General features: G+C 67.5%; 8 protein-coding genes. 4 read left to right on the top strand and 4 right to left on the bottom strand.

Going from position 1 to position 12,788, the window contains the following annotated elements:
* Window positions 1-10 precede the first annotated feature (10 nt).
* Window positions 11-2,095: a glycogen debranching protein GlgX gene (glgX, locus tag QK444_RS21085; RefSeq protein WP_282782879.1), complete on the top strand. Its 2,085-nt coding sequence runs from the start codon at window positions 11-13 to the stop codon at window positions 2,093-2,095.
* Between the two features lie 11 nt (window positions 2,096-2,106).
* On the top strand, window positions 2,107-4,509 hold the full coding sequence (gene treY / locus QK444_RS21080) for a malto-oligosyltrehalose synthase (RefSeq protein ID WP_282782878.1): 2,403 nt from the start codon (window positions 2,107-2,109) through the stop codon (window positions 4,507-4,509).
* 97 nt (window positions 4,510-4,606) lie between these two features.
* On the opposite strand, the gene QK444_RS21075 is transcribed toward treY, so the two are convergent.
* The 3 genes from QK444_RS21075 to QK444_RS21065 all read right to left on the bottom strand — a co-directional run bounded on the left by QK444_RS21075 (window position 4,607) and on the right by QK444_RS21065 (window position 8,004).
* Complete coding sequence (locus QK444_RS21075; RefSeq protein WP_282782875.1) at window positions 4,607-5,815, bottom strand: DUF2235 domain-containing protein; 1,209 nt, start codon at window positions 5,813-5,815, stop codon at window positions 4,607-4,609.
* A gap of 231 nt (window positions 5,816-6,046) precedes the next feature.
* Complete coding sequence (gene ilvA, locus QK444_RS21070; RefSeq protein ID WP_143980326.1) at window positions 6,047-7,411, bottom strand: threonine ammonia-lyase IlvA; 1,365 nt, start codon at window positions 7,409-7,411, stop codon at window positions 6,047-6,049.
* Window positions 7,412-7,569: 158 nt separating this feature from the next.
* On the bottom strand, window positions 7,570-8,004 hold the full coding sequence (locus QK444_RS21065) for a nitroreductase family deazaflavin-dependent oxidoreductase (RefSeq protein ID WP_282782873.1): 435 nt from the start codon (window positions 8,002-8,004) through the stop codon (window positions 7,570-7,572).
* Window positions 8,005-8,089: 85 nt separating this feature from the next.
* Here QK444_RS21065 and QK444_RS21060 point away from each other — a divergent pair, with 85 nt between their 5' ends.
* Both QK444_RS21060 and QK444_RS21055 read left to right on the top strand, forming a co-directional pair.
* A complete protein-coding gene (locus QK444_RS21060; protein WP_039812548.1) occupies window positions 8,090-8,305 on the top strand; it encodes a hypothetical protein in 216 nt (71 codons plus the stop codon).
* 67 nt (window positions 8,306-8,372) lie between these two features.
* Window positions 8,373-9,017: an MspA family porin gene (locus QK444_RS21055; protein ID WP_282782870.1), complete on the top strand. Its 645-nt coding sequence runs from the start codon at window positions 8,373-8,375 to the stop codon at window positions 9,015-9,017.
* 21 nt (window positions 9,018-9,038) lie between these two features.
* Here the strand turns inward: QK444_RS21055 and dnaE are convergent, their stop codons facing one another.
* The gene (dnaE, locus tag QK444_RS21050; protein ID WP_039812546.1) at window positions 9,039-12,590 is read right to left on the bottom strand and encodes a DNA polymerase III subunit alpha; all 3,552 of its coding nucleotides are present in this window, start codon (window positions 12,588-12,590) and stop codon (window positions 9,039-9,041) included.
* Window positions 12,591-12,788: the final 198 nt, after the last annotated feature.

The raw sequence follows: 12,788 nt of genomic DNA, 5'->3' as shown, positions 1-12,788 counted from the left end.
CCGCACGCCACTGGGCGTCTGGCCGGGCACCGCGTACCCCCTGGGCGCGACCTACGACGGCGCGGGCACCAATTTCTCGCTGTTCTCCGAGGTGGCCGAGCGGGTCGAACTGTGCCTTATCGACGACCGCGACCGCGAGCAGCGGATTCCGCTCGACGAGGTGGACGGGTACGTGTGGCACTGCTACGTGCCCGCCATCGGCCCCGGCCAGCGCTACGGTTTCCGGGTGCACGGGCCGTTCGAACCCGAGCGCGGACTGCGCTGCGATCCGAGCAAACTGCTGCTCGACCCCTACGGCAAGGCGTTCGACGGGCAATTCGACAGCCATCCCGCCCCGTACACGCCGGGCCGGGACTCCCTCGGCCACACCATGACCGGCGTGGTGATCAACCCGTACTTCGACTGGGCCGACGACCGCTCGCCCAAACGCCCCTACCACGAGACGGTCATCTACGAGGCCCATGTCAAGGGCATGACCGTCACCCACCCCGAGGTGCCGCCGGAACTGCGCGGCACCTACGCCGGGATGGCGCATCCGGCCATCGTCGACCATCTGCGCGGCCTCGGCGTCACCGCCGTCGAACTCATGCCGGTGCACCAGTTCCTCCAGGACCGCGTGCTGCTGGATCGCGGCCTGCGGAACTACTGGGGCTACAACAGCTTCGGCTATCTGGCCCCGCATCACGAGTACGCCGCCAACCCGGCCCCGGGCGCGGCCGTCACCGAGTTCAAGGCCATGGTGCGCGCCCTGCACGCCGCCGGTATCGAGGTCATCCTGGACGTGGTCTACAACCACACCGCCGAAGGCAACGAATTCGGGCCCACCATCGGCTTTCGCGGCATCGACAACGCCGCCTACTACCGTCTCGTGGACGACAATCCGCAGCACTACATGGATTACACGGGCACCGGGAACAGCCTCAACGTCCGCCATCCGCACACCCTGCAACTGATCATGGATTCGCTGCGCTACTGGGTGCTCGACATGCACGTCGACGGGTTCCGCTTCGACCTGGCCGCCACCCTGGCGCGCGAACTGCACGATGTGGACCGGCTGTCCACCTTCTTCGACCTGGTGCACCAGGATCCGGTGGTCAGCCAGGTCAAACTCATCGCCGAACCCTGGGATGTGGGCGAGGGCGGCTATCAGGTCGGCAACTTCCCGGTGCTGTGGACCGAATGGAACGGCAAATACCGTGACACCGTGCGGGATTACTGGCGCGGACAACCGGCGACGCTGGGCGAGTTCGCCTCCCGGCTGACCGGCTCCTCGGACCTGTACGAGACCACCGGCCGCCGCCCCGGCGCGTCCATCAACTTCGTCACCGCGCACGACGGTTTCACCCTCGCGGACCTGGTGTCCTACAACGAGAAACACAACGAGGCCAACGGCGAGGGCAACCGCGACGGCGAAACCTACAACCGCTCCTGGAACTGCGGAGTGGAGGGCGAGACCGACGATCCCGCCGTGCTCGCACTGCGCGCCCGGCAGCAGCGCAATCTGCTCGCCACGCTGCTGCTGTCCCAGGGCACGCCGATGCTGCTGCACGGCGACGAATTCGGTCGCACCCAGCGCGGCAACAACAATGCCTACTGTCAGGATTCCGAGCTGTCCTGGATGGATTGGTCGCTCATGCGCACGAATGCCGATCTGCTCGCCTTCACCCGCCGCGCCGTCGCCCTGCGCACCGCGCATCCGGTGTTCCGGCGGCGGCGCTTCTTCGACGGCCGCCCCGCCCCCGAACACGCCCATCCCGGCGATATCGGCTGGTTCACCCCCGAGGGCACCGAGATGACCGCGGCCGACTGGGACAACGGCTTCGGACGGTCGCTGACCGTCTTCCTCAACGGCGACGCCATCGCCGAACCCGGGCCGCGCGGGGAACGCATCACCGACGATTCGTTCCTGCTGTGCTTCAACGCCCACGACGAACCCCTGCCCTGCACCCTGCCCGACCCGGACCACGGCGCCGAATGGACTGTGGCCCTGGACTGTTCGACCCCGACCGGAGCCCCACCCGACCGCGTATACCACGCCGGCACACCCGTGGAAGTCCCCGCGCGCTGCCTGCTCGTCCTCCGCCGTACTGCATGATCGATACAGCCATGACCAGCCTTGAACACAGCACCGACGCCATCGCCCGGCGCACCCCCGTGCGCAGCACCTACCGGCTGCAGCTGCGACCGGACGCGCTCACCTTCGCCGACGCCCGCGCCATCGCCGAATACCTGCAGCAGCTGGGGATCTCGCATCTGTACCTGTCCCCCGTCCTGACCGCCATGCCCGGCTCCACCCACGGCTACGACGTCACCGACCCCACCACGGTCTCGGCGGCGCTGGGCGGCCCGGCCGGTTTCAAGGCGCTCTCCGACGAGGTGCGCGGACGCGGCATGGGCCTGATCGTGGATCTGGTGCCCAACCACGTGGGCGTGGCCGACCCACGGCAGAACCCGTGGTGGTGGGATGTGCTGCGCAACGGCAAGCAGTCCCCGTACGCGCACTACTTCGATATCGACTGGAGTACCGGCAATGGTGCGGGCGGCCGGATCGCGCTGCCGGTACTGGCCGGGGAGACCGATGTGGCGGCGCTGAGCGTGGACCGCACCGGGCCCGAACCCATGCTGGCGCTGCGCGATCTGCGCTTCCCCATCGCGCCCGGCACCGACGGCGAGAACGCGCTGCGCACGCACGACAAGCAGCACTATCGACTGGTCACCTGGAAGTCCGGGCTGTGCGGATATCGGCGCTACTTCACCGTCGGCGGGTTGGCGGCGGTGCGGCAGGAGGAGACCGCCGTCTTCGACGCCACCCATCGGGAGCTGGCCGCCTGGTGCGAACACGATCTCATCGACGGCGTGCGGGTCGACCATCCGGACGGACTGGCCCGGCCCACGGAGTATCTGGCCCGGCTGCGGCGACTCATCGGACCGCAGCGGCTGCTGCTGGTGGAGAAGGTGCTGTCCAATCGCGAACCGCTGGACGCCACCCTGCCCATCGACGGCACCACCGGCTACGACGCGCTCGCCGACCTCGGCGGCGTGCTGCTCGATCCGGACGGCGAGCCGGCGCTGACCGAACTGTCCAGGCAGTTCACCGGGCACGGCAGCGACCGCGCCTGGTTCACCGAGCAGGAGCACCGCATCAAACGCGCGGTGGCCGAGACCATGCTGGTGCCGGAGATGCGGCGGCTGGTGGCGGCGATCAAGCGCGACGCCAAGGCCGAGACCTGCGACACCATGGCGCTGACCAACGCCACCATCGAGGTGCTGTCGTTCATGCCGGTGTACCGCACCGACTACGCGCCGCTGGCCGGGATGGTGGGCGCGGTGGTGGCCGAGGTGGCGCGGCGCAACAGCGAACTGACCACGCCGCTGCAGGTGCTGGTGACGGCGCTGGCGGTGGGCGGCGAGGCGGCCACGCGCTTCCATCAGGTGGGCGGGGCGATCACCGCGAAAGCGGTGGAGGACACCATGTTCTACCGGGCGGCCCGGCTGGTGTCGCTCCAGGAGATGGGCGCCGATCCGGTGCGCTTCGGCTGCTCGCCCATCGAATTCCACCTCGCCAACGCCGAGCGCGCGACGCGCTGGCCCGCCGGCATGACCGCGCTGTCCACCCACGACACCAAGCGCGGTGAGGATGTGCGCGCCCGCATCGGGGTGCTGTCGCAGGTGGCCGACACCTGGGCGCAGGCGGTGACCGCCTGGGACGAGATCGCGCCCGGCCCCGACGGCGCGACCACCCTGTTCCTGCTACAGAACATGTTCGGCGTCTGGCCCGCCGACGGCCGCCCGGCCGCCACCGTGCCCGGGTTGCGCGATCGGCTGCACCTGTTCGCGGAGAAGGCGATGCGCGAGGCCGGTACCCGAACCTCGTGGGAGGAACCGGATATCGAGTTCGAGCAGGCGGTGCACCAGTGGATCGACACCGTGATCGACGGCCCGGTCGGCGCCGAGCTCGGGGATCTGGTTGCCGATCTGGCCCCGCACGCGTGGTCGGACTCGCTGGCACAAAAGCTGCTGCAACTCGGCGGCCCGGGTATCCCGGACGTCTACCAGGGCTGCGAATTGTGGGAGGATTCCCTCGTCGATCCCGACAACCGCCGCCCCGTCGATTTCAACCACCGCATTCTGCTGCTGCAATCCCTCACCGGCACACCGGATCTCGACCCATCCGGAGCGGCCAAGATGTGGATCGTCGCCTACGCCCTGTGGTTGCGCCGCGAACGCCCCGAATGCTTCGTCGGCGGCACCTACACCCCGCTGTTCGCCACCGGCGACCACGCCCAGCGCCTCATCGCCTACGCCCGCGGCCGCCGCGGCGAACCTCCCGAGGTCATCGTCGCCGCCACCCGCCACAGTGTGGCGTTGGCCGAAACCGGTTGGACCGATACGGTTCTCGACCTCCCGCAGGGCGACTGGACCGACCGCCTCACCGGCCACACCTTCTCCGGCCGCGCCCGCCTGGAGAAACTGTTCGCCCGACTCCCGGTGGCCCTGCTGGTGCGCTGATGCACAGGACCGGACCGACGAGGGACTGGACGAGGGACTGTTCGAATACCGCACGGCGACCTCGGACGGCACGGTCAGGGTGCTTGCTATCGCTATGTCAAGCCGGTGTAGGAAGTTTCTCCGCTCCGAGGTCGGCGGTGTCGCCGTTCGCGGTGTAGGTCGGCGCCGGGGCGGGCGGTAGGTCGATGGGTTCGACCAGATCCGCCGGAATCGTGTTCGCTGCGCCGCCGTGTTCGAGCAGCCAGCGGCGCAGATTGTCGGGGGTGTAGCCGTCGCGGAGGCGGACCGTGGAGGCGAAGTAGACACTGCGGTCGGTATGGTGCAGGAGTTTGCGCCAGGAGTCCCAGTAGAAGCGGGGCGTGCGCCATTTCCGGACCAGGCGGACGTAGTTCAGGATACGGAAGCCCAGACCCAGGGAGTCGTGGCGTTTGTCGTGCTCGACGGGGACGCAGTGGCTCATGAGGGAGCGCAGCCGGTCGTGGTCGAATTCCAGGCCCTCGGCCTCGGCCTCGCGGATCATCCAGTGCAGGGTGGTGTCGGAGAGGCCGCATTCGGGGTAGCCGCCGCCGATATCGCTGTGCACGCCCTCGAACCAGACCTGTTTCACGCGGTCGGTGCGGCGGTACTTCTCGCGTAGTTCGACGGGGATCTCCCACAGGCAGGGTTCGAAGGCGCGGCGGCGTTCGTCGATGGCGAGAGCCTGGCGGGCGCAGTGCACCACACTGGACAGCCGCACATCGTGGAAGCGGTGCCGCCAGGCGGTGACACCCGGAATGCCCATGGCCCCAACGGTATCGAACACGCCCAGGAAGTTGATCTTCGGCCGTTCCGGATACGCGTAGCGCCTCCGAAAGCGTTCCCACTCGGGCGGATCCGGATCGTCGATATGCTTTTTGCGCTGCTTGTAGATGCGCTGAGCATCGCGGTACCTGCCGCAGATCATGGCCTCATCGGTGAGAATGCCCAGCCGCGTGATCATTCCGGCGAGACTGCGCGCGGTGTACGCGCCGCGGCTGAACCCGAAGATGAATATCTCGTCGCCCGGTTTCCAGTTCAGCGCCACCTGCCAGTACGCCGACCACAGATTGGCCTCCAGACCGAGTCCGAACGCCCCGCCCAGCAACCGATCCGAGGTGAATCCCCCGGCACCGGGACCGGAGACGTAGAACACCCGCTGCCCCACGGGTCTCCCGCTGCGGTCGCTGCCGGTGATGCGCACCGTCTGTGCGATTTTCACGATATTGGAGACCGTGTCGTCGGACTCGGCCTTCCAGGTGCCGTCACAGCACACTACGAGCCGTTTCATGGAACGCATCCTCCCGCCCAGGACATTCGGTTTCGTGCGTAGTCGACTACTCGAATCATCGCGACGCCCCCGAACCCCCGTTAACCCCGTGACAATCCCCCGGGAATGACGGCCTACATTCTGCGATACGCCGCCGCCCGCCGCGCGGCGAACCGGAAAAGAGCCGACCGGAAAGAGACGGCCCCGAGCCGTGATCGACTCGGGGCCTGGACGTTCGAATTCGGGTGGGGCTCAGGTGAGGTAGCGGTAGGCGGGTGAGCCCGGCTCCAGCCGCTCACCCTGAATGGGCGATGCCTCCATGCGCTTGAGCAGCGGCCCCAGCGCGTCGGGAGCGCCCAGTTCGATGCCGACCAGCGCCGCACCGGTCTCCCGGTTGTTGCGCTTGACGTATTCGAACAGGGTGATGTCGTCCTCCGGGCCGAGCACCTCGTCCAGGAAACGCCGCAGCGCCCCCGGCTCCTGCGGGAAGTCCACCAGGAAATAGTGCTTCAGCCCCTGGTGCACCAGCGATCGCTCGATCACCTCGCCGTAGCGCGACACGTCGTTGTTGCCGCCCGAGAGCAGGCACACCACCGTGGACCCGGGTTCGATGTCGACGACCGACAGCGCCGAGACCGACAGCGCCCCGGCCGGTTCGGCCACGATGCCCTCGTTCTGGTACAGCTCCAGCATGGTGGTGCAGATGGCGCCCTCGTCGACCTGCATCATGCGGAAATGTCCTGCGCCGGGCAGGGATTCGGTGGTGGTGAGCAGTGGCAGCGAGGCGTGCGAACGCACCCGGCCGCCGAACCGCGACACCGCCTGATACGGCACCGCGCCGATACGGCGCACCGCCGCCCCGTCCACGAAGGGGTCGATCTCGGGCAGGGTGACCGGGCCGCCCGCCACCATGGCGGCGGTCATGGAGGCGGCCCCGGACGGTTCCACCCCCAGGATCGCGGTGCTCGGCGACCGCTCCCGCAGATAGGTGCCGACACCGGCGAGGCAGCCGCCGCCGCCCACCGGCACGATCACCAGATCGGGGGCGCTGCCCAGTTGCTCCAGGAATTCGGCGGCGATGGTGCCCTGCCCGGCCGCGGTGCGCGGATCGTCGAAGGGGGGAACCATGGTCGCGCCGGTGCGCTCCACATCGGCGGCCGCGGCGGCCGCGGCGGCGTCGTAGGTGTCGCCGACGGCGATGAGATCGACGTATTCGCCACCGTGCACGCGGATGCGGTCGCGCTTCTGCTTCGGCGTGGTGGTCGGGACGTAGATGCGACCCGAGATACCCATGGCCCGGCACGCGAAGGCCACGCCCTGGGCGTGATTTCCGGCGCTGGCGGTGACCACGCCCGCCCGGCGTTCGGCGGCGGTCAACTGGACGATCAGGTTGTAGGCGCCGCGCAGTTTGTAGGAGCGCACCGCCGTGAGATCCTCGCGCTTGAGGTAGACCTCGGCGCCCGTCGCCGCCGACAGCCGCGCGATTCGCTGCAACGGCGTCGGCTCGATAATGTCGGAAATTCGCTTCGCGGCAGCATCGATCTCGTCCGCCGTCAATGCGGGCGGCGGCGTGGACACTTTCTCTGCGACTTCGAGCGGATTCGACACCCGACCCATGCTAGCGGGCAGGTCGCGACGAGATTTCGGCGACCGGTCCAAGCGCACGCGATCACCGCCGGGAAACCGCGCGCGATCACCGCTGGAAACGACGAACCGCCCGGGCGCGTGGTCCAGTCCACGTACCCGGGCGGCAATCGGGGGATGTGCGAGTTCGCTCAGCGCGGGGTCAGCACGAAGACCGGGATCACCCGGTCGGTCTTCTTGGTGTACTCGTTGTAGTCGGGCCACACCTCGGCGGCGCGCTGCCACCACTGTTCCCGCTCGTCACCGAAGACCTCACGGGCGTCGTAATCCTTCACCACCGCGCCGTCGCGCAATTCGACGTGCGGATCGGCCTTGATGTTCCAGTACCAGACGGGATGCTTCGGCGCGCCGCCGAGCGAGGCGACGACCGCGTACTCACCATTGTGTTCCACCCGCATGAGCGGGGTCTTGCGGAGTTTGCCGGACTTCGCGCCCCGCGTGGTCAGCAGGACGATGGGCTTGCCCTGCATGGTGTTGCCCTCGGCCCCGTTGGATGCCTCATACTTCTCGGCCTGTTCACGGGCCCAATCGGATGTGCTGGGTTCGTACTCTCCGGTTAGTGGCATGCACGAGCAAACAGCCGGTGGTCCTGTTATGTTCCCGACAAGAAGTTCGCTTGGCCGAACTTTCACCGCCGGGTACCCTGAGCACATGGCAGTGGTTCACCCGACGCGCATGGCGCGCTCCCACGGCGCGACCGTGGATATCGCGGGCTCGGCCTGGCCGGTGTACAAACTCGAGGCCCTCGCCGCCGCCCTGATGATCGGCCTGGTCCTCGCCCTCATCACCGGATCGCTCCAGCTCGCCGTCCTCACCGCCGCCACTGTCGCGAGCATTCGCTGGCTGGTCGGCCGCGCCCGCGGCTGATTACGATTCCGCCCCGGTCAGCGTGTCCTACCTGGCTTGATACCGTTCGGCTACTACCTTGCGTGGGGTGGTCGCACGCTCAGGGATCATCTGTTTCGCTCTGACCGTCAGCGCGGTCCTCGGCGCCCCCGTGGCGCGGGCCGATATCGAAGCCCTGCCCCCGCACGAGCGGGTGTTCGCCTCACCGATCGGCAGTTTCACCGTCGGACACAAGGACGAGTCGGTCCATCGGATTCCGCCGCTGAACCAGGTGGGCACCACCCGTGAGGCATTGGTCAGCAATACCTTCTACGGCCGCATCGACGGCGGCGCCACGGGCACGCTGGTCGCCGGATACCACGTCGGCTGCGCGGTGAATCTGAACAACGGTGCGCTGGGGCTCAATTCGAGCATCTACCCCGACGATGTCCTGCCCGATGTCGGCACCGGCGGCACCAACCCCATCCCCTACCTCAACGGCCAGACCGGCATTCAGACCTATGTGGCCCCGGTGCTCACCGCGACCCTCGCCCCCGGCGAGGTCAAGGAGGTGAAGCTCACCGAGAAGCAGGTCGTCCCGGGCGATACCGCGTGGGCCATCACCCGGGACTTCCACATCATCGTCAACAGCTGCACCGGTCCGGTCAGTATCCGCAGCTACTCGTACATGCAGGTGACCTCGACGCTGGTGGACGACTCCGGCGGGGTGTTCGGCGACCCCACCTGGCTGTGACCGGCCGTACCGATACGCCGATCAGCCGGTCAGGCAGCCCGGACCCAGCAGCGCCTTGAGATCGCCCATGAGTGCCGAGGACGGCGAAACCCGCAGATTGTCCGCCACTTTCAGCACCGTGGTGCGGTCGCGGGAGCCGACGTGGCGGATATGCACGTCGGCGGTGCCGGGATGGCTGGTCAGCACGCGCTTGAGCTTGCCGATCTTCTCCGGCGTGCACAGGCGGGTCGGAATGGTCACCGACAGCGGCTTCTCCACGCCGATGGCCGACAGATCCGGCACCACCAGGTCGTTGGCAATGAGCGAGACCCGGTCGTCGCGGGCGGAGACGCGCGCCTTCACCAGCACGATGGCGTCCTCGGTGACATCCATGCCGAAGACCGAGTAGGACTGCGGGAAGAACAGCACCTCGATACCACCGGTGAGATCCTCCAGTTGCGCCGACGCCCAGGGCAGGCCGTTCTTGTTCACGCGGCGGGTGACATTGGCGAAGATGCCGCCGATGGTGACCTGTGCGCCGTCCTTGACCTCACCCTCCAGAATGGCCGGGATCTGGGTGTCCGACTGCGCCGCGAGCACGTGTTCGACGCCGTTGAGCGGATGCCCGGACACGTACAGGCCCAGCATCTCCCGCTCCAGGGCGAGTTTGTGCTTGGTCTCCCACTCCTCGTCGGGCACCTTCACATTGAAGACGCTGGCCACCGAGTCGTCGCCGTCGTCGAGTCCGCCGAAGAGGTCGAACTGGCCCATGGCCTCGGCCTTCTTGGTGGACATCACCGCGTCGATGGCATCGGAGTGCACCACCAGCAGGCCCTTGCGCGGATGCCCCAGCGAATCGAAAGCGCCCGCCTTGATCAGAGATTCGGTGACCTTCTTGGTGCAGGCGATGGCGTCGATCTTGTTGAGGTAGTCGGAGAAGTCGGTGAACTTCGACTTCTCCTTGCGCGCGGCGATGATCGAGGCCACCACGTTCGCGCCGACATTGCGCACCGCGCCCAGGCCGAAGCGGATGTCGTTGCCCACCGAGGCGAATTCCATCTCGGACTCGTTGACGTCCGGTGGCAGCACCTGGATGCCCAGGCGGCGGCAGTCGGCGAGGTAGACGGCGGCCTTGTCCTTGTCGTCGCCCACGGAGGTGAGCAGACCCGCCATGTACTCGGCGGGATAGTTGGCCTTGAGGTAGGCGGTCCAGAAGGACACCAGACCGTAGCCCGCGGCGTGCGATTTGTTGAACGCGTACCCGGCGAACGGGAGAATCGTGTCCCACAGCGCCTTGATGGCGGGCTTGCTGAAGCCGTTCTCCAGCATGCCCTTCTCGAAGCCTTCGAACTCGGCCTCGAGCACCTCGGCCTTCTTCTTGCCCATGGCGCGGCGCAGAATATCGGCTCGACCGAGCGAGTACCCGGCCACCTTCTGCGCGATCTGCATGATCTGCTCCTGATACACGATCAGGCCGTAGGTGTCGCGCAGAATGTCCTTCAGGGGCTCCTCGAGCTCCGGATGGATGGGTTTGACCTCTTGCCGCCCGTTCTTGCGGTCGGCGTAGTCGTTGTGGGCGTTCATGCCCATGGGACCGGGACGGTACAGCGCCAGCACGGCCACGATGTCCTCGAAGCCGGTGGGCTGCATGCGCCGCAGCAGATCGCGCATGGCCCCGCCGTCGAGCTGGAAGACGCCGAGGGTGTCGCCGCGGGCGAGGAGTTCGTAGGTGGCCGTGTCCTCCAGCGCCAGGGTGTCGAGGTCGATGTCGATCCCGCGGTTGGCCTTGATGTTCTCCAGGGCGTCACCGATGACGGTGAGGTTGCGCAGGCCCAGGAAGTCCATCTTCAGCAGGCCGATGGCCTCACAGCTGGGGTAGTCCCAGCCGGTGATGATGGCCCCGTCCTGGGGCCGCTTCCACACCGGGATGGCGTCGGTGAGCGGCTCGCTGGACATGATGACCGCGCAGGCGTGCACACCGGCGTTGCGGATCAGGCCCTCGAGGCCGCGCGCGGTCTCGTAGATCTTGTTGACGTCCGGGTTGGTGTTGATGAGCTCCCGGACCTCGGCGGCCTCCTTGTACCGCTCGTGCTCGGGATCCATGATGCCCGCGAGCGGAATGTCCTTGGCCATGATCGGCGGCGGCAGCGCCTTGGAGATCTGGTCGGCGATGGCGAAGCCGGGCTGGCCGAACTGGACGCGCGCGGAGTCCTTCAGCGCGGCCTTGGTCTTAATGGTGCCGAAGGTGATCACCTGGGCGACCTTGTCGCTGCCCCACTTCTCGGTGGCGTAGCGGACCATCTCACCACGACGGCGATCGTCGAAGTCGATATCGATATCGGGCATGGACACGCGCTCGGGATTGAGGAAGCGCTCGAACAGCAGCCCGTGCGGGATGGGGTCGATATTGGTGATGCCCATGGCGAAGGCGACCAGCGAGCCCGCCGCCGAACCACGACCCGGGCCGACGTAGATGCCGACCGAGCGGGCGTACTTGATCAGGTCGCCGACCACCAGGAAGTAGGCCGGGAAGCCCATCTGGATGATGACGTCGAGTTCGAACTTCGCGCGGTCGACGTACTCCTGCGGCACCCCGTTCGGGAAGCGCCACTCCAGGCCGCGCATGACCTCCTTGTGCAGCCAGCTGGCCTGCGTCTCGCCCTCGGGCACCGGGAAGACCGGCATCCGGTCGCGGTGCGCCCAAACCTCCTCGTAGGACTGCACCCGCTCACCGATGAGCACCGTGTTGTCGCAGGCCCCGGGCACTTCGGCATCCCAGAGGGCACGCATCTCGTCGGCCGACTTGAGGTAGTAGCCGGAGCCGTCGAATTTGAAGCGGGTCGGATCCGAGAGCGTCTTGCCGGTCTGGATGCACAGCAGCGCCTCGTGGTTGGCCGAGTCGGACTCGTGCACGTAGTGGCAGTCGTTGGTGGCCAGCGGCGGAATGCCCAGTTTCTCGCCGACCATGAGCAGGCCCTCGCGCACCCGGCGCTCGATGGACAGGCCGTGGTCCATGATCTCGAGGAAGAAGTTCTCCGGGCCGAAGATCTCCTGCCATTTGGCCGCGGCCTCCAGCGCCTCGCGCTCCTGGCCGAGGCGCAGCCGGGTCTGCACCTCGCCGGAGGGGCACCCGGTCGTGGCGATGATGCCCGCGGCGTGCTCGGCGATGATCTCGGCGTCCATGCGCGCCCACTTGCCGAGCTGGCCCTCGATGGAGGCCAGCGACGACAGCTTGAACAGGTTGCGCAGACCGGTCGCGTTCTCCGCGACCATGGTCATATGGGTGTAGGCGCCCGAACCGGAGACGTCGTCGCTCTTCTGCGACGGATCGCCCCACTGCACGCGCTTGGTGTTGAAGCGGGATTCGGGCGCGATGTACGCCTCGATGCCGATGATCGGCTTGATGCCCTGTTTGACGGCGGTGTTGTAGAACTCCGACGCGCCGTACATATTGCCGTGGTCGGTCATGCCGACCGCGGACATGCCGAGGCGATGCGCTTCCTTGAACAGTGGCGTGATCTTCGCCGCGCCGTCGAGCATCGAGTACTCGGTGTGGTTGTGGAGATGCACGAAGGAACCCGACGAGGCTGACACGCAGACATACTAAGCGTCCCCTCCGACAGGTTTTGACTCCGCCACACGTCGCGACTGGTGATACGGCGTGCCGCGCGGCGTGTCGTGGTGGAGATCACGGAAACCGCCGCTACGCATGGATTTCCGCCGAGAATGTGCACCCCCCGCGGGTTCGGGCGCGGGGGGTGCGGGCTCCCGCACAAGTAGGCGCAGGGGGAA

Source organism: Nocardia sp. CC201C (assembly GCF_030010695.1).
Classification (GTDB): Bacteria; Actinomycetota; Actinomycetes; order Mycobacteriales; family Mycobacteriaceae; genus Nocardia; species Nocardia otitidiscaviarum.
Note: the sequence above shows the minus strand (reverse complement) of the source record. Positions and strands in the feature narration are given on the sequence as shown.